Below are 17,271 nucleotides of genomic sequence, written 5' to 3'. Positions count from 1 at the left end.
GGTAGCCGTGACCGATGGCGCAGATTTCGCCACGATGGAGCCGGCTCGACCCGGTAAGGCTCTGCAATGGCCGGACACCCCATCACCTTCCACGACGGCGGCTGGTACTGCTACGCCAACTCCACGGCGATGCTTCTCTCGGCGATCGGCGAGGAGGTCTCGCCGCGCCTGATCGAGGTACTGTCCGGGGTCGGGCTCGGGGCCTTCGTCGCACCGGAGGCGGCCACCGCGGGTGGCCTGCCGTTCTTCAGCAGCCTGGCGGGCCCGCCGGATTCCGGCATCTCCCGGGCGCTGACCCTCCTCGGCTTCGAGTTCGACGAGCACGCGTCCGACGGACCGGGGGCGGCGCCGCTGGCCGAGCTGTCGGCGGTGCTGGCGGGTTCGCCGGCGATCCTCGGCCCGCTCGACATGTCCCTGCTGTCCTACAATCCGGGCCGGCCGGCGTCGCCCGGCATCGATCACTATGTCCTGGCGGTCCGCATGGAAGCCGCCCGGGCCGTCGTCTACGATCCCGCCGGCTTTGCCGAGGCGACCATCCCGGTCGCCGGGCTGGACGCGGCATGGCGGGCCGACGAGATCGGCTACAGGCGTGGCGGCTACCGCTACTGGACACGGCCGCGGCGGGTGGCCCGGCCCGGTGCCGACGCGCTCGCGGCGGCCGCCGTCGTGGCCTTCCGGAGGCTCTACGCCGAAGCCGACCGTCTCGCCCCCGCGGCCGGCTGCCTGACCGACGCCGCCGCGATCGAGTACGTGGCCGGCCTGGTGCGCGGCTCAGGCCTGACCCCGGCACAGTCGGGGCACCTGCTGCGCTTCGCCCTGCCGCTCGGCGCCAAGCGAGCGCTCGACTTCGCCACCTTCTTCGAGAGGCTGAACCCCGAACTCGTCGACCTCAAGCGGCGGCAGGCCCGCCTGTTCGGCGCCTGCCATTCGAACCTCGCCCGCGGCGAGGCGCCGTCCGCCGCCGACTCCCTGGTGCGGCTGGCCGGACTGGAATCCGCGATCCGCAAGGCCATCGAAGACCTTCCGCCGGCCGGTTGACCAGGGACGCGGCGCACCGGCCGGGCGGTGTCTGGCCGATCCCGGACCAGGCGAGAAAGTTCCGGGCGCCGCAGCAACCCCCGAAGCCTGACGACGGCCGTCAGCGTCCGCCGGGCTCCGAGGCCGCGGCCGCCCGCGCCAGACCCGCCGCCAGTTCCTCGCGGCCCAGCGGCTTCGCCAGCAGCACCGCGCCCGCCAGGTCCGCCGGCACCGCGGCGTGGCTCTCCAGATAGCCGGTCACGAACACCCAGGGGATGCCCCGGCGCCGGCACTCGCGCGCCACCGGCCAGCTCTGCTCGCCGGCCAGGTTGACGTCCAGCACCGCCACCGTCGGGTCCGGCCCGGCCGCCAGCGCCACCAGCGCCTCCTCCACCCGGGCGGCGATCGCCACCCGGACGTAGCCGACCTGCTCCAGCAGTTCCTCGACATGGACGGCGACCAGCAGTTCGTCCTCGACCAGGAGGGCCCGGCCCGGCGCCTGCCTAATGGAGGCTGCCATGGGGGCATGCCGTCGCCGTCGCCAGGATCTCCCGGACCGGCACCCGCACCGTGCACGCCAGGCCGGCGCGGTCGAAGGCCAGCTCGCACTCACCGCGCAGGTCGTGGGTCGCGATCCGCCGGATCAGGCGGGTCCCGAAGCCTTCGCGCCCGGGCCGCTCGACCCGCGGCCCGCCGGTTTCGCGCCAGCTCAGCTCGAGGGTGGACGGCTCGCCGGCGGCGGCCTCGGCCAGCACCGCCACGCCGCCTTCCCGGCCGCTCAGCGCCCCGTATTTGGCGGCATTGGTCGCCAGCTCGTGGGCCATCATGGCGAGGCCGAGCGCCGCCCGCGGGTTCAGCCAGACCTCGTCGACCGCCCGCCGGATCCGGCCGTTGTAGGGCGCGAGCACCGCTTCCAGCAACTCGCGCAGGCCGACGCCGTGCCAGTCGGCCGCCGCCAGCAGGTCGTGCACCCGGGCCAGTGCGAACAGGCGTCCGCGGATGGTGGCCCGGGCGTCCTCGAACGACCCGCCGCCCCGAAGGCTGCGGTCGACCAGCGCCTGAACGCTGGCGATGGTGTTCTTGACCCGGTGGCTGAGCTCGGCGGTCATCATCCGCTGGTGCGCGAGGGCGCCGCTCAGCTCGCGGGTCCGCGCCTCGATCCGCTGCTCCAGCTCGGTGTTCAGCGACTCCAGCGCCTCGCGCGAGCGCTTGACCGAGGCGTGCTCCACGACCTCCCAGGCGCCGCGCCGGCGGGCCAGGGCGAAATCATGGGCATGCACCACGTCGAGCACCGCGTCGGCGTCGCAGCGCTCGGCGTCGTAACTGCACAGCGCCAGCAGCCGCTGGCCCTCGAAGGCCTCGCGCAGATAGGACTCGTAGTCGATGAAACCATCCCAGGAACCACTGTCCAGGAACGCCGTGTTGCCGGTGATCCGGAGCCCGCGATAGCCGCGGCGCAGGGCCTCCTCCGTCGTGTCGACCCACAGCTGCGCGATCGCCTTCGGATCGCCGCCGCCGTGGCGCGCATACCACTCCGCATGGTCGTAGATGGCGATCTGCCCACTCGCGATCCGGCGATCGAGGCCGGAAACATGGCCATTCAGCGCGGCCCGCGCCTGCTCCTTGCCGAGCGGCGCGGCCGTCACCCAGAGGCAACGCTCGTTGGACTCCAGCCCGGCCTTGAAGAACGGGACGAGCGTCTCGGCGAGATCGGCGGCGGATTTGTAGAAGTGGCAGAAATGCGTGCCCCACTCGACCCGGCCGATCGGCGCGATTCCGGACTGGACCTGCATCTCGAATTCTCCAGGTTCTGTCTTCGGCTGTCCCAACGCACCGGGAAAGCGGGCGGTTCCCGGGCGGGCCCGGCCTCAGCCCGCGGCCGGCCGCGGCAGCGCCAGGTAGACGCTGTCGCACCATGCGTCGCCGACCAGCCAGGTCCGCTCGGCCCGGCCGGTCTCGCGGAACCCCAGGCGGGCGAGCAGGCGGAGCGAAGCGGCGTTGCGGGGATCGACGTCGGCGGTGAGCGCGTCGACCGGGAAGCGTGCGAAGACATGCGGCAGGATCGCCTCCAGCGCCTCGCGCGCCAGCCCGCGTCCCCAGAAGTCGGGATGCAGGATGTAGCCGATCTCCGGGACCCGCCAGCAGCCGGCCTTGCCGATCACCCTGCCGCCGGCCGCCGGCAGCTCGACCATGAAGTCGTCGCTGTCGTCCGGCGTTCCCGCGATCATGGCGGCCAGGAAATCGCGGGTCTGGGCGATATCGCCATGCGGTGGCGTCGACCAGTAGCGCATGGCCTCGGGATGACTCATCACCGCGTGCAGGTCGTCCAGGTCCGACGGCCGGGCGCGCCGGAGGATCAGGCGGGGGGTGACGATCACGGTCATGCGGTCGGCGGATACCGCCGATCCGGGATCCGGGCAAGCGACTGTCGCAACATTCTCACCGCCGGCGCAAGAACCGGAGCGCAGCCGGTCGGCGTTGCGGCCATCTTGGCGGCATGCGACGAGCCATGGAGGCGACCGTGAACGCCCAATCCGCTACCATCCCGCCCATGACGGTCCTGAAGTCCGAGCCGGATCCCCGCTACGCCGACGACGACGCCCGCTACCGGGCGGTGGAGGCGCGCGACCGGGCGGCCGACGGCCGGTTCATCTTGGCGGTGACGTCGACCGGCATCTACTGCCGGCCGCACTGCCCCTCGCGTACCCCGAAGCGGCAGAACGTGCGGTTCTTCCTGCGTCCCGAGGAGGCGCGGGCCGCCGGCTTCCGGGCCTGCCGGCGCTGCAACCCCGACGCCTCGGCGCCGCGCGACGCCCGCCTGGACGCCGTGCGTGCCGCCTGCCGGCTGATCGAGGCGGCGGAGGACACCGCCCCGACCCTTGAGGAACTCGGCGAGGCCGCCGGGCTCAGCCCGTTCCACCTGCAGCGCACCTTCAAGGCGGTCATGGGCATCACCCCGCGGCAGTACTGGGACGCCCGCCGGGTCGGCCGGCTGAAGGCCAACCTGAAGGCCGGCGAGGGCGTGGCCTCGGCGCTGTACGGTGCCGGCTACGGCTCCTCGAGCCGGCTGTACGAGAAGGCCGGCGCCCAGCTCGGCATGACCCCGGCCAGCTACGGCAAGGGCGGCGAGGGGGCGGTCATCGCCTACGCCTTCGCCGACACCGCACTCGGCCGGGTGATCGTCGGCGCCACCGCCGCCGGCATCTGCTTCGTCGGCATCGGCGACCGCGACGACTTGCTGCTGGCCGAACTGCAGGGAGACTACCCGAAGGCCGCGCTGGCCGCCGACCCGGACGGCCTGGGCGAGACGGTGGCCGAGGTCGCCGCCGCGCTCGGCGGCCGCGAGCCGCACGCCGCCCTGCCGGTCGACGTCCGCGGCACCGCCTTCCAGCGCCAGGTCTGGGAGGCCCTGAAGGCGATCCCGATGGGCGAGACCCGGAGCTATTCCGAACTGGCAGCCGCCGCCGGCCGGCCGAAGGCGGTGCGGGCTGCCGCCAGCGCCTGCGCCAACAACCCGGTGGCGCTGATCGTGCCCTGCCACCGCGCCATCGGCACCGACGGCAGCATGCGCGGTTACCGCTGGGGGGTGGAGCGCAAGCGGGCGCTGCTGGAGGCCGAGCGGGCGGCGGCCGGCCGGGGATAGCCGCCCGTCGCCCCCGCTTCACTTTCGCGCCCTCACTTCACCTTGGCGTAGGCCAGGCAGTCGCGCGGCTCGTCGGACAGGTTGGGGGCGACGTGCCAGCGCCGCAGCCGGCCCTCGAAGTGCATCCCGGCCTTCTCCATGACCCGGGCCGAGGCGGAGTTCCCGGCGTCGCAGAACGCCCAGGCCCGCCAGATCCCCGGCTGCGCCAGCGCCAGCTCGACCAGCGCCGCCAGTGCCGTCGAGGCGTGGCCGCGGCCCCAGTGCGAGCGGGCCAGCGCGTAGCCGAAGCTGGCCTGGAACTCCTCGATCCGCATGTCGATGGCCCCGAAGGGCCGGTCGTCCTCCGGCAGGGTCATGACGAACACGAAGGTGTGGCCGGAATCCCAGTCGCGCTGGCAGCGCACCAGGAACTCCTGGGTCTGCTCGACCGCCGTCACCGTGCGGATCGCCAGATACCGGGTAGCCTCCGGGTCGCGGGCATAGGCCTCGAACAGTGCGGTGGCGTCGCTCACCAGCGCCCGGCGCAGCACCATGCCGTCGAGCGCGATGCGCTCGGGAACCGCGATATCCATGGATCCGTCCCTCCCGGGACCGATCCTAACGCACCCGGGCGTAGACGAGACAGTCGCGCGGTTCCGGCGACAGGTTCGGGGCCACGTGCCAGCGTCGCAGCCGGCCCTCGTAGCTCATCCCGGCCTTCTCCATGACCCGGGCCGATGCCGGGTTCTCGGCATCGCAGACCGCCCAGGCCCGCCAGACCCCCGGCTGCGCCAGCGCGACCTCGACCAGGGCGGCCAGCGCCCGCGTGGCGTGCCCGCGGCTCCAGCGGTCGCGGGCCATGGCATAGCCGAAGGCGACACGGAACCCGTCGACCCGGGCATCGACGGTGCCGAACGGCCGCGGGTCGCCGGGCTCGAGCAGGGCGTAGGCGAACACCCTGCCGGCCTCCCACTGCCTTTCCATCAGGGCGCAGAAGCCGCGGGCGTCCTCGACGTCATGGTGGGTGCGGAAGCTCAGCCAGCGCGTGACCGCCGGGTCGGCGGCATAGCGCTCGAAAACCGCTTCGGCGTCGGACAGCCGCAGCCGGCGAAGCACGGTGCCGCCCGGGTCCAGGATCTCCGGGAACCGGACCTCGGCGGTCCCGCCCGCCGGGTCCCGGGCGCCGCTCACGGCCGCTCCCTCACTCCGCGAACTCGAAGCCCATGGTACGGGCGTGGTAGTGCCAGCCGCCGTCCTGGACGATCAGGAAGCGGGCCAGCCGCGGCCCGCCGTTGTGATGGCTGTGCACCTCGGCCGGCGGCGTCACCATGGTGGCGAAGGGCGACCAGTCGATGCGATGGCCGTCGATCATCGAGAAGCAGCCCTCGCCCTCGACGCACAGGGTGATGGCGGCGGCGTTGTGCCGGTGCGCGCGCTGGTGCATGCCGGGCGCCAGGGTGTTCAGCGCCAGGGTCAGCGACGGCATGGCGTTGCGGCTGTCCGCCGTGCGCTCGGCCGAGAAGATCAGCGCCACCCCGGCCTGGTCGGCGGCCGCCGGCAGGGCCTGCAGCACCTCGATCTGGTGGGCGATCTCGGCCGCCGGGTAATGCACCGGGTCGACCGCGGCGGCCCCTGCGGCCGGCGGGTTCAGCCGCTCGAAGGCCAGCGCCGGCTCGTTGGTAACGGTCCACAGCACCGCCGCCGCGCCGCCGGTGGCGCGGTGCTCGACCGCCTCGCCGCCCGGCAGCACCATGACGTCGCCCGGTCCCCAGGCGATGGTCTCGCCCGCCACCCGGGTCTCGCCGTTGCCGGCGATCGCGTAGTGCACCTCGCCGCTGGCCGCGAAGCGGGTCGACAGGGTCTCGCCGGCGCCGATCCGCAGGTAGCGGGCCAGCACCAGCGGCGTGGTCGCCGGAAACCCGCAGCCGAAGGCCGCCGACTGGTCCATCGGGTAGGCCCCGGTCCCGGCGGCATCGGCGAGTGCGGCGTCGCGGGCGGCGTCGAACCGGGCGCGCGGCACCGCCGGCAGCTTGAGATTGAAGGCGTTGGCCGAGTTGAAGAACCGGGCCCGGGCCTGGGCGGCGGTGGCGGCCCGGACCGGCGGATCGCCCATCAGGGCGCCGGCGGCAGGGCCTGCGACGGGGGTTGCTGCGGGACGGACGGGAACGGTCGATGACATGGCGGCCTCCAGGGTCTCTGGCGCCAGCCTAGCGCGCGGCCGGCGGCGGCGTCGCGGCAAACCCTCGTTGCACCGCAGCAAGGCGCGTCCTATATCGGTTGGGCACAGTCCCGGACTCCCCGATGCCACCCAGCACCTTCCGGGCCACCGATCCCGGCTCGATCGCGCTGCTTACCTTCATGGTGGCGCTCAACCAGATGTCCATGGGCCTGTACCTGCCGTCGATGCCGACGATGGCGGAATCCCTCGGCACGACCGTCGGCCAGGTCCAGCTCACCCTCACAATGTTCGTGGCCGGATTCGCGGTCAGCCAGCTGGTCTGGGGGCCGGTGACCGACCGGTTCGGCCGGCGCCCGACCCTGTTGATCGGGCTGGCGGTGTTCACGGCCGCCGGGGCTGCCTGCGCCATGGCCGAGACCGTCGAGCAGCTGATCGCGTTCCGGTTCTTCCAGGCGATCGGCGCCTGCGCCGGCCAGGTGGTGTCGCGCTCGGTGGTCCGCGACACCACCGAGGGCGCGGAATCCGCCAAGGTCATGTCCTACATCGCGCTGGCGATGTCGCTTTCGCCGGCGATCACCCCGTCGATCGGCGGGCAGCTGCACGCCTTCTTCGGCTGGCGCTCGAACTTCGTGCTGCTGGCGGTGGTCGGACTGGTCCTGGCCGCCATCGCCGCGGCCCGGCTGCCGGAGACCACGCGCGGCAAGGTGCCCGACGCCATGCAGCTGGTGCCGATGCTGCGCAACTACGGCCGGCTGCTGCGCGACCGCAGCTATCTCGGCTACATCCTGACGATCGGCGGCATGTTCGGCTGCCTGATGGCCTACCAGACCGGCTCGCCCTTCGTGCTGATGACCGAGCTCGGCTGGTCGCCGCAGGCCTACGGCCTGCTGATCCTGTTCAACGTGTTCGGCTTCCTCTCGGGCAGCCTCACCGCCGCCCGGCTGGCGCCGCGGCTCGGCATCCGGCGCATGGTCCGGGCCAGCTCGATCGTGGTGCTGGCGAGCGGCGCGCTGCTGCTGGCCATCCCGCTGGCCGGCCACCTGTCGACCGTCGGGGTGATCGCGCCGATGACGCTGTTCCTGTTCGGCATGGGCATCGGCATCCCGAGCGCCATGGCCGGCTCCCTGCAGGGCTTCCCCTACATCGCCGGCTCGGCCTCGGCGCTGATGGGCTTCACCCAGATGGGCACCGCCGTGCTCGCCTCGCTGGCGGTCAGCCGGATCGAGGGCGACCACCACCTGATCATGGGGATGGTGTTCTTCGCCTGCGGCCTGCTGTGCTTCCTGTCGCAGGAGATCCTGCTGCCGAAGCGCGCCGTGTGAGCCACGACGCGGCGCCGCGAATCAGCTAGGATCGCCGCCATCGTCTCCAGCCCTTACGGGACCATGCCCGCGGCCCCGATCGCACCGATCGTCATCACCGACACCGACGGCACCGAGTTCAGCCTGCCGACCCGCCGCAGTGCGCGGGCGCGCCGGATGCTGCTGCGCGTCGACCCGGCGCGCGGCGGCCCGGAACTGGTGCTGCCGGCCGGGGTGGCGCCCGAGGTCGGGGCCGACTTCGCGCGCCGGCATCTCGGCTGGCTGCGGCTGCGGCTAGCCCGGCTGCCGGCCCGCATCGGCTTCGTCGACGGCGCCGAGATCCCGATCCTCGGGGTGCCGCACCGGATCCGCCATCGCCCGGACCAGCGCGGCGGCGTCTGGCGGCTGGTCGACCCCGACGGGTCGGCCGAACTGCACGCCGCCGGCCACGGCGAGCACCTGGCCCGCCGGGTCACCGATTTCCTGAAGGCCGAGGCCCGGCGCGAGATCGCGCCGCGGGCCCGGGCGCACGCCGCCGGCCTGGGTCGCGCGGTCGGCCGGATCACGGTGCGCGACACCGCCTCGCGCTGGGGCAGCTGCTCGGCGCGCGGCGACCTGTCATTCTCCTGGCGGCTGATGCTGGCGCCGGAACCGGTGCTCGACTACGTGGTCGCGCACGAGGCGGCGCATCTGGTCGAGATGAACCACTCGCCGCGGTTCTGGCGGCTGGTCGAGCGGCTGATGCCCGGCTACCAGGCCGAGCGGACCTGGCTGAAGCGCCACGGCGGCAAGCTGCACGCCTACGGGTGAGGCCGGGGCGGATCCGGCCGACGCCGGAGCGGCGGGTGGGTTCCGGCTCGCGCTGAGGGCGGCCGGAATGACGAAGGAGGGATCTGACCTCTTCTGTCGTCATTCCGGAGCGACGCACAAAGTGCGGCTCATCCGGAACCCACCCGCCGCTCCGTCCCCCACAGGCCTTGCACCCACCCGCGCGCGAGCGTATCCGGGTGTTCCCGTACCGCCCTGCCGGATCCCCGATGAACCGCCCCCGCCCCGATTCCGTCGCGGTCGCCGCCCTGCTGACCACGCTGGTCGCGTTCGGGCCGATCTCGACCGACATGTACCTGCCGTCGCTGCCGGCCCTGGTCACCGATTTCGGGAGCGACGTGCCGACGGTGCAGCTGACGCTCAGCGCCTTCCTGGTGGCGTTCGCGGTGGCGATGCTGGCCTACGGGCCGCTGTCCGACCGGTTCGGGCGGCGGCCGGTGCTGATCGGCGCCATCACCGTCTACCTGCTGGCCTCGGTCGCCTGCGCGCTGGCGCCGAGCATCGAATGGCTGATCGCCGCCCGGGTGCTGCAGGCCGTCGGCTGCTGCGCCGGGCCGGTGCTGGGCCGGGCGGTGGTGCGCGACGTCTACGGCCGCGACCGCGCGGCCACGGTGCTGTCCTACATGGGCACGGCGATGGCGCTGGCCCCGGCGATCGGGCCGATCGCCGGCGGCTGGCTGCAGGTCGCCTATGGCTGGCAGGCGACGTTCTGGGTGCTGACCGCGTTCTCCGGCCTCGCCCTGGTCGGCGTGCTGCTGATGCTGGACGAGACCAACGCCCACCGGAACCCGCACGCCACCTCGCTGCGCGGCCTGCTGCACAGCTACCGGGCGCTGCTGTCGCACCGCGGCTACCTCGGCTACGTCGCCACGATCTCGGCCTGCTACAGCGTGATCTTCAGTTTCATCTCCGGCTCGTCCTTCGTGCTGATCGAGGTGGTCGGGCTGTCTGCCGACCTGTACGGCATGTGCTTCGCCACCATGGTCATCGGCTACATGTCCGGCACCTTCCTGTCGGGCCGGTTCGGCCGGAAGGTCGGGATCGACCGGCTGATCCTGGCCGGAGCGGCGGTGTCGACGGCGGCCGGGCTGGCGATGGCCGGCTTCGCCTGGGCCGGCGAAGCCACGGTCGCCACCATCGTGCTCCCGCAGATCGTGGCGATGTTCGGGGTCGGGCTGGTGTTCCCGAACTGCCAGGCCGGGGCCATCGGGCCGTTCCCGACCATGGCCGGGGCCGCCTCGGCGCTGCTCGGCTTCAGCCAGATGGGGGTGGCGGCGGCGGTCGGGCTCGGCATCGGCTACGCTTTCGACGGCACGGCGCGGCCGATGGCCACGGGCATCGCGCTGGCCTCGCTGCTGACCTTGCTGAGCTTCCGGGTGATCGTCTGGCCGCTGCGGCTGCGTAGCTGACCGGCGCCCCCACGACCGGCGCCCCCACGACCGGCGCCCCTACGACCGGCGGCGCAGATACACGAACCAGTAGACCGCGCCAACCATCAGGCTGCCGCCGATCAGGTTGCCGACCGTCGCGACCGCGACGTTGTGCAGCGCGCCGGCGACGGTCAGCGCCGGGTAGTCAGCGGCGGTCTGACCGATCGCGGCCCAGAACCCCGGCCCGGCCCACTCCTTGATCGCCAGGCCGTAGGGCAGGAAGTACAGGTTGGCGATCGAGTGCTCGAACCCGGCGGCGACGAAGGCCGCAACCGGCGGCACGATCACCAGAACGTTGCCGGCGGTGCTGCGGGCGCCGAGCGCCATCCACACCGCCAGGCACACCAGGACGTTGCAGAGCACCGCCAGGAAGAACAGCTGGACGGTCGGCAGCGCCGCCTTGGCCGCGGCGACCGACAGCGCGGTCCGGCCGACCGCCCCGCCGGCGAAGCCGTGCTGGCCGGCCAGGAACACCAGGGCCGCCGTCGCGACCGCGCCGATCACATTGCCGGCATAGACCAACCCCCAGGCCCGCAGCAGCGCCGCGACCGTGATCCGCCGGCTGGCGGCGGCGACGATCATCAGGCAGTCGCCGGTGAACAGCTCGGCGCCGCCGGCGATCACCAGGATCAGGCCGAGCGAGAAAGCCAGGCCGGCGAGCAGCCGGGCCACCCCCCAGGGCAGGTCGCCGGACCCGGTGACCGCCACGGTCATGAACAGCGCCCCGAAGGCGATGAACGCGCCGGCCAGCACGCCCAGGACCACCAGGGACGCGGCGTCGCGCGCCGCCTTGGCGGTCCCGGCAGCCTCGCAGGCCCTGGCGGTCTCCGGCGGCAGCAGGGCCTCGACCCCGGCCGCGGACCGGGGGTTCGAGTCGGACCGGTCGGTCATCGCGGCTGCCGCTCCCCGGCCAGGCTGGCCTGCTGCTCGCGCAGGCCGGGCAGCGGCCGCTCCGGCCAGCCCTTGTGCGACGCCGTCATGAAGCGCTTCCAGATGTCGGCCGGCAGGCCGCCGCCGGTGACCTTGTCCATCGCCGCGTTATCGTCGCGCCCGACCCAGACCACCGCCACCAGATCGGCGGTAAAGCCGGCGAACCAGGCGTCGCGGTGATCCTGGGTGGTGCCGGTCTTGCCGGCGGCCGGCCGGTCGAGCCGGGCCGCCTTGCCGGTGCCGGCGGCGACGGCGCCGGCCAGCATGTCGGTCAGGGCGGCGGCCGAGCGCCGCGACACCACCGCCGACAGGCCGGAGCCGGAGCGTTCGTAGAGCGGCCGGCCTTCGCGGTCGCGGACCCCGGCGACCGCGAAGGGGAGTACCGCCCGCCCGCCGTTGGCGATGGCGGCGTAGACCCCGGCGACCTCTAGCGGGCTGGCCTCGCCGGTGCCGAGCGCCAGGCTGGGGCCCTCGGGCAGCGGCCCGGACAGGCCGAATCGCTCGGCCAGGGCGCGCACCCGGCCGCGGCCGACGGTCTCCTGCAGCCGCACCGTGGCGGCGTTGCGCGAACGCGCCAGCGCCTGGGCCAGGGTGATCCGGCCGTCGAACTTGCCGTCGATGTTCTCCGGCGCCCAGCCGGCGATGCGGATCGGCGCGTCGTCGATCGAGTCGGAGGGCGACCAGCCGGCCTCCAGGGCGGCCAGGAATACCAGGGGCTTGAACGCCGAGCCGGGCTGCCGGCGCGCCTGGACCGCGCGGTTGAACTGGCTGTCGCCGTAGTCGCGGCCGCCGACCAGGGCTCGTACCGCGCCGCTCGCCGGATCGAGCACGACCAGGGCCGCCTGCAGGCCGTCGGCGTTGCGGGCGGCCGCCAGTCCCTCGGAAACCGCGCGCTCGGCGATCGCCTGCAGCCCGGGATCGAGGGTGGTGATCACCTCGAGGTCGCTGGCCGGCCGGCCGACGAAGTCGGGCAGGCTGTCATACACCCAGTCGGCGAAGTAGCGTGGGCCGGAGCCGCGCCCGGCCGGCCCGGCGATGGCGATCGGCTGCCCGGCCGCCGCCCTGGCGGCATCGCGGTCGATATAGCCGGCGTCGACCATGTTCGCCAGCACCACCGAGGTGCGTTTGCCGGCGCGTTCCGGCGCCACCGCCGGGTTGTAGCGGCTCGGGGCCTTCAGCAGGCCGGCCAGAAGCGCCGATTCCGCCAGGCCGAGACGGCTCGCCGGAATCCCGAAATACTTGCGGGCGGCGGCGTCGACGCCATAGGCGCCGGCGCCGAAATACACGCGGTTCAGGTAGATCGCGAGGATCTCGTCCTTGCTGAAGTTGCGCTCGAGCCAGAACGCGAGCAGCAGTTCCTGCAGCTTGCGCTCCAGGCTGCGGTCGGCGGTCAGGAAGACGTTCTTGGCGAGTTGCTGGGTCAGGGTGCTGCCGCCCTGCACGACGCGCCCGGCCATCAGGTTGGTCCAGGCGGCCCGCGCCAGGCCGATCGGGTCGATGCCGGGATGATCGTAGAACCTGCGGTCCTCGGTGGCGATCACCGCCTGCACCAGGTGGCGCGGCAGCTCGGCGACCGTCAGGGGATCGCCGTAGATCGGTCCGAAGGACGCGAACATCCGCCCGTCGGCCCCGGTCATGCGCACCGCGCCGGCCCGGGTGTAGCGGTCCAGGTCGCCGATGTCCGGCAGCTTGTAGGCCTGCCAGACCAGCACCCCGGCGACCGCCACCAGCGCCCACAGCCCGGCCACCGCACTCCACAGCAGTCCGGCCCGCAGCAGCCGGCCGGTCAGGCCGCCCGGTCGCGGAGCGGATCGCCTGCTGCGCTTGCCGGTCGCCGACCCGGACCTCGATTTGGGCCGGGCCTTCGATCCGGCCGCCGCGTTCCGGGCAGGCCTTCGGCCGGCTGCGGTCGTGCGGGCCATAACCCCGCCCCCAGTTTCTGAAGCACTACTTCAAACTATACTGGGAAGCCGATGAAAAAACTATGAAAGCATCGATTTGTCCGATTCGACCTGGTAGTCCCGGGACGCCCGCCGGCTCACGCCCTTGCGGAATCACGCCCGGCGCATGGACTCCGGCACGTCCCGGCGGCTGTCCGGCGGAAACCAGACGGTCGCAGTGGTTCCGACCCCGGGGGTGCTGTCGACCGCCAGCCGCCCGCCGTGCAGCCGCGCCATGCGCGCCACCAGCGGCAGTCCGAGCCCGGTGCCCTGCTGGGTGCGGGTGGCGGGATCGTCGATCTGGCCGAACGGCTCCATGGCGCGGGCGATATCCTGGCCGCGCATGCCGATGCCGGTGTCGGCAACCGACACCGCCATCCAGCCCTCCGGCGTGACCCGCGCTTCGACCGTCACCGTCCCGGACTCCCCGGTGAACTTCACGGCGTTGGACAGCAGGTTCATCAGCATCTGCCGGAACCGCCGGGGATCCGCCTTCAGCGGACCGATCGCCGGGTCGATCCGGCACTCCAGGGTCAGGCCCTTGCGCACAGCCTGCTCGCGCATCAGCTCGACGACGGCGCGGGCGGCGCCGGCGGGATCGATCCATTCCGGATGGATCTCCATCTGGCCGGCCTCGATCTTCGACAGGTCGAGGATGTCGTTGATCAGCCCCAGCAGGTGGCTGCCGCTGCTGTGGATCGCCTCGGCGTATTCCGGCAGCCGCTCGGCGTTGCGGCCGCTTTCGAGCTGGCTGCGCACGAGTTCGGCAAAGCCGAGGATCGAGTTGAGCGGCGTCCGCAACTCGTGGCTGACCAGCGCAAGGAACTCCGATTTCGCCCGGCCGGCGCGCTGCGCCGCATGCAGGGCCGCGGCCGCCTGCCGACGGGCCTGGTCGGCCCGGGCCACCGCCGCCGACAGTTCGGCGGCCCGGGCCTCGAGCGCCCTGGTGCGATCCGCCACCCGGTCCTCGAGCTCGCGGTTGAGGGCGGCGATCTCGCCCTGGCTCCGGCGGAGCGAGACGACCATGTCGTTGTAGGCGTTCCGCAGTTCCTCGATCTCGGTGCCGGCGGCCGCGTCGGCGGTCGCGTCGTCGAAGGTCACCTGCTCGAGCCGGCCGCTGCCGGCCGCCCGCACTGCCCGGGTCAGGCCGGTCAGCGGGCGCACCAGGATCGAGCGGCCGATCCGTTCGAAGATCATCCACAGGATCGCAGTCTTCAGGACCGCCGCGACCAGGATCAGGCCGATCCGCCATCGCAGCCGCTCGGCCAGGGTGAGCGGCGAGGCGGCCAGCGCCACCCTTCCGACCAGGTCGCGGCCGACGGCATGGCGGTAATGGATCGGGAATTCGACGGTGATCGGGCCGCCCAGCCAGCCGGTCGACCGGGTCGGCTGGCCGACGGCGACGAAGTCACGGGTGCCGGTATGGTCGGTGATCCGCACCCCGGCGATGTTGGGGTTCTCCAGCATCCCGGCAGCGATCGCCGTGGCGCTCTCGATGTCGATCGACCACAGCGGAGCCGCCAGGGCCTCCTCCAGGGTGCGACGGTATATCGACAGCTCGCGCTCGAGATCGCCGCGGGCGGAGAACCAGGCCTCGGCGACGAACGCACCGGTGATCGCGACAGCCGCCCCGAGGTAGAGCAGGAACGCGGCCCTGAACAGCTTCCGGGTGACCGGAGAGCGCACCGCGCCTGCGTCCTGCGGGGAACGCTCCGGAACGGTAGCCGTCATGCGTCAGGAACCGCCGGCATAGAGGTCCTCGAGCTTTCGGAACTCCTCCGAGGCCCGGACGTCGGCGAGGGCGTCCCAGACCGCGTCGGCGAGGGCCGGATCGCGCGCCACGAACGGCCGCGACAGCATCAGGTAGTAGGGCTTGGTGATCAGCGGCGGCTGCAGCTTCACGACCTGCCGGAACAGCTCGGCATCCTGCCGGATGATCTGGTCCGCCAGGCCTTCGAGTTCGGCATAGGCGGCAATCCGTCCTTCGAGCAGCTTGGCCAGGTTGAGTGCCGGGACGCGTCCGGGCTGAACCGCCACGCCGCTGCGCTCCAGGTCGCGCACCACCGAATATCCGGCGGTGGCACCGACCGGGCGGCCGCCGAGGCCGCCGAGGGTGGCGCCGTCCCAGGTCACGCCGCTGTCCTTGGTGACGAACAGCACATAGGACTGGGTGAAGATCGCCCGGCGCGCGTCCGGCTCGCCGGAAGCGGTCTTCGGATAGGCGCCGATCGCCTCGCGCTCGGCCACGTAGCTGGAATGAAAGATGGCGTCGGCCTCGCCGGTCTCCAGCAGGAGCAGGCCGCGTTTCCACGGCACCCGCTTGAAGTCGAGGTTGACCCGCAGCCGCTCGCCGACGAGCTTCAGAAGCTCGATGGTCAGGCCCGGCCGGCCCCAGTCGATCGCGGTCCCCTCGCCGAGGTGGCGCGGGGGATTCGGGGTGGTCTCGTAGACGATCACCAGCGTCGGCCTGCCGTCGAACACCGCCGGCGGCCCGGCCCGGACCGCGGTCGGCGTCCAGACCATGAGGCAGACCGCAAGCACGAGCGCCAACACGGCCGGCCGACGCTCGCAATGGTGTCGATTCGTTTCCATCACGGACTCCTCCACCGCGGCGCCCCGCCGGGCGCCGTTGCGGCTGCCACCGCTGTGTGAAAGCATGGAATCAAGCTGAACACAACGTGATCACCAAACCGATGGCCGACGTCGACCGGTCCCTGCGCGAGACCCTCAGTTCCGGCGCCAGTCGGATCCTCAACGTTGCGGCGATCACCCGCCAGCTCGAGGAGACCGCCGGCGCCGCCGGCAACGCGCCACCGGACCGCCTGCTGTTCGGCCACCGCGGCCTGAACCGGGTGGTCTTCATCAAGCGCCCGAAGGAGTTCGCCCCGCCGCCGTCCTCGCCGCTGGTGACCTCGGCCGAGATCATCGACAATGGAAAGTTGCGGACCATCAGCCTCGACAGCCACAACCGGGTCGAGAAGGGCGACATCGCAACCGTCGTCTACGTCCCGTACGACACCGACGACATTGCCGGCGGCGGCACGAGCTTCGACCTGGACGGCCGCGGCCGCATCCAGGCGCTGTTCGACGCCACCGGCTTCGATTCGCGGGCCGACAGCGACGGCGTCCGCCGGGACCTGCGGCTGCTCGACCTGATCGTGGACCTGCCGTCGCTCGACCCCTTCCTGCTGAAGGACCGGGTCGCGCTCGAGGAAATGACGGTACCGGGCGCCTATTTCTCGATCTCGGAGGAGGAGTTCCAGGACATCAAGCGATACATCCTGGGCAAGTTCCGGCCGATCACCGAGCGGGTCGTCGACCCGGCCGCGCCGAACGCCGCCGAGTTGAGCGAGCGCTTCATCATGAAGCTGTGGGAGGCCAGCGACCTCGACTACCTCAAGCCGATTACCGACGCGTTCCGGGTCGACCCGGCCCAGGCCGGCGAGATCTACTACTCCTGGAAGGGCGTCACCTACTACGAATACCAGTACAAGCGCGGCCAGAAGCAGCTGCTCGGCTTCGCCGACTGGATGCACGGCAAGGCGGCTCCGACGACCTACGTCAAGGCGGCCGAGCGCGAGGAACTGGCGGCCGCGGCGCGCGAGGTCGCCACAGCCTTCGCGCGCCACCTGCGGAACAGCTCTGAAATCCTGCGGATCTACAATCAAGGCTACGAGGACCTGTTCGTGCGCGGTGGCGACGCCCGTCCGTTCATCGAGTTCCTGCGGGACTCGGCCACTCTGTTCTGGGACATCGCGGCGTCGATCTCGGCCCTGAACCACGGCGTGGCGGTGTGGCGCCAGCGCACCCGCCACGCCGAGGACGGCCGGTTGACCGCCGAGGAACTGAAGCCGCTCCTCGATATTCTCGGCCGGGTTATCGTCTAGGTCGTGGACTCATATTGCCTGATCCAGAGTCTGGCGGATGCGAGTGCGATGGCGGCGAGGAAGTTTCTGGCGAGCTTGTGATATCGGGTTGCGATGGCCCGGAAGTGTTTGAGTCGGTTGAAGAAGCGTTCGACGAG

Annotated in this window: 16 protein-coding genes and 1 pseudogene; 6 read left to right on the top strand and 11 right to left on the bottom strand. The window is 72.3% G+C overall.

The genetic code is table 11. The features are described 5' to 3' along the window. Positions 1–66 precede the first annotated feature (66 nt). The gene (locus RIC31_RS12320) at positions 67–1,038 is read left to right on the top strand and encodes a YobF C-terminal domain-containing protein (RefSeq protein WP_350107451.1); all 972 of its coding nucleotides are present in this window, start codon (positions 67–69) and stop codon (positions 1,036–1,038) included. A gap of 100 nt (positions 1,039–1,138) precedes the next feature. Here RIC31_RS12320 and RIC31_RS12315 read toward each other — a convergent pair whose 3' ends face one another. The 3 genes from RIC31_RS12315 to RIC31_RS12305 form a co-directional block, all read right to left on the bottom strand. After that, positions 1,139–1,537, bottom strand: a complete 399-nt coding sequence (locus RIC31_RS12315) for a response regulator (RefSeq protein WP_350107448.1) — start codon at positions 1,535–1,537, stop codon at positions 1,139–1,141. Then, positions 1,521–2,810: an MEDS domain-containing protein gene (locus RIC31_RS12310; protein ID WP_350107444.1), complete on the bottom strand. Its 1,290-nt coding sequence runs from the start codon at positions 2,808–2,810 to the stop codon at positions 1,521–1,523. The genes RIC31_RS12315 and RIC31_RS12310 overlap by 17 nt, the downstream gene beginning before the upstream one ends. Before the next feature lie 75 nt (positions 2,811–2,885). Next, on the bottom strand, positions 2,886–3,401 hold the full coding sequence (locus RIC31_RS12305; RefSeq protein ID WP_350107441.1) for a GNAT family N-acetyltransferase: 516 nt from the start codon (positions 3,399–3,401) through the stop codon (positions 2,886–2,888). 137 nt (positions 3,402–3,538) lie between these two features. Between RIC31_RS12305 and ada the strand changes: the two genes are divergently transcribed. Further along, positions 3,539–4,660, top strand: a complete 1,122-nt coding sequence (gene ada / locus RIC31_RS12300; RefSeq protein WP_350107438.1) for a bifunctional DNA-binding transcriptional regulator/O6-methylguanine-DNA methyltransferase Ada — start codon at positions 3,539–3,541, stop codon at positions 4,658–4,660. A 32-nt stretch (positions 4,661–4,692) separates the two neighbouring features. On the opposite strand, the gene RIC31_RS12295 is transcribed toward ada, so the two are convergent. Genes RIC31_RS12295 through RIC31_RS12285 form a run of 3 tightly spaced genes read right to left on the bottom strand, consistent with a single transcriptional unit; the run spans position 4,693 to position 6,752 of the window. Next, positions 4,693–5,232, bottom strand: coding sequence for a GNAT family N-acetyltransferase (locus RIC31_RS12295; RefSeq protein ID WP_350107435.1), 540 nt, complete (start codon positions 5,230–5,232; stop codon positions 4,693–4,695). Between the two features lie 25 nt (positions 5,233–5,257). Continuing rightward, entirely contained in the window at positions 5,258–5,830 is a 573-nt protein-coding gene (locus RIC31_RS12290) for a GNAT family N-acetyltransferase (protein ID WP_350107432.1), read from the bottom strand. A 10-nt stretch (positions 5,831–5,840) separates the two neighbouring features. After that, positions 5,841–6,752: a cupin domain-containing protein gene (locus RIC31_RS12285; protein ID WP_350107429.1), complete on the bottom strand. Its 912-nt coding sequence runs from the start codon at positions 6,750–6,752 to the stop codon at positions 5,841–5,843. 188 nt (positions 6,753–6,940) lie between these two features. Between RIC31_RS12285 and RIC31_RS12280 the strand changes: the two genes are divergently transcribed. From RIC31_RS12280 to RIC31_RS12270, 3 genes are all read left to right on the top strand, one after another. Beyond that, positions 6,941–8,140, top strand: a complete 1,200-nt coding sequence (locus tag RIC31_RS12280) for a multidrug effflux MFS transporter (protein WP_350107426.1) — start codon at positions 6,941–6,943, stop codon at positions 8,138–8,140. A gap of 63 nt (positions 8,141–8,203) precedes the next feature. Continuing rightward, positions 8,204–8,929 carry a M48 family metallopeptidase gene (locus tag RIC31_RS12275; RefSeq protein WP_350107423.1) on the top strand — a complete coding sequence of 242 codons (726 nt, stop codon included), beginning with the start codon at positions 8,204–8,206 and terminating at the stop codon, positions 8,927–8,929. Between the two features lie 227 nt (positions 8,930–9,156). Continuing rightward, positions 9,157–10,356 carry a multidrug effflux MFS transporter gene (locus RIC31_RS12270; protein WP_350107420.1) on the top strand — a complete coding sequence of 400 codons (1,200 nt, stop codon included), beginning with the start codon at positions 9,157–9,159 and terminating at the stop codon, positions 10,354–10,356. A gap of 39 nt (positions 10,357–10,395) precedes the next feature. On the opposite strand, the gene RIC31_RS12265 is transcribed toward RIC31_RS12270, so the two are convergent. The 4 genes from RIC31_RS12265 to RIC31_RS12250 all read right to left on the bottom strand — a co-directional run bounded on the left by RIC31_RS12265 (position 10,396) and on the right by RIC31_RS12250 (position 15,839). Beyond that, a complete protein-coding gene (locus RIC31_RS12265; protein ID WP_350107417.1) occupies positions 10,396–11,268 on the bottom strand; it encodes a formate/nitrite transporter family protein in 873 nt (290 codons plus the stop codon). Further along, positions 11,265–13,229 carry a transglycosylase domain-containing protein gene (locus RIC31_RS12260; RefSeq protein ID WP_350107414.1) on the bottom strand — a complete coding sequence of 655 codons (1,965 nt, stop codon included), beginning with the start codon at positions 13,227–13,229 and terminating at the stop codon, positions 11,265–11,267. The genes RIC31_RS12265 and RIC31_RS12260 overlap by 4 nt, the downstream gene beginning before the upstream one ends. Before the next feature lie 132 nt (positions 13,230–13,361). Further along, positions 13,362–14,933, bottom strand: a complete 1,572-nt coding sequence (locus RIC31_RS12255; RefSeq protein WP_350107411.1) for a sensor histidine kinase — start codon at positions 14,931–14,933, stop codon at positions 13,362–13,364. Between the two features lie 48 nt (positions 14,934–14,981). Continuing rightward, the gene (locus RIC31_RS12250; protein ID WP_350107406.1) at positions 14,982–15,839 is read right to left on the bottom strand and encodes a substrate-binding periplasmic protein; all 858 of its coding nucleotides are present in this window, start codon (positions 15,837–15,839) and stop codon (positions 14,982–14,984) included. An 86-nt stretch (positions 15,840–15,925) separates the two neighbouring features. Here RIC31_RS12250 and RIC31_RS12245 point away from each other — a divergent pair, with 86 nt between their 5' ends. Beyond that, on the top strand, positions 15,926–17,134 hold the full coding sequence (locus tag RIC31_RS12245) for a hypothetical protein (protein ID WP_350107403.1): 1,209 nt from the start codon (positions 15,926–15,928) through the stop codon (positions 17,132–17,134). Here RIC31_RS12245 and RIC31_RS12240 read toward each other — a convergent pair. Continuing rightward, positions 17,131–17,271: pseudogene (locus RIC31_RS12240) on the bottom strand (IS5/IS1182 family transposase); the annotation flags it as partial. The gene RIC31_RS12245 and the pseudogene RIC31_RS12240 overlap by 4 nt on opposite strands.

This window comes from Thalassobaculum sp. (assembly GCF_040219615.1).
Classification (GTDB): domain Bacteria; phylum Pseudomonadota; class Alphaproteobacteria; order Thalassobaculales; family Thalassobaculaceae; genus Thalassobaculum_A.
The sequence above is the reverse complement of the archived record's forward strand: the minus strand, read 5'-3'. Positions and strand labels throughout refer to the sequence as shown.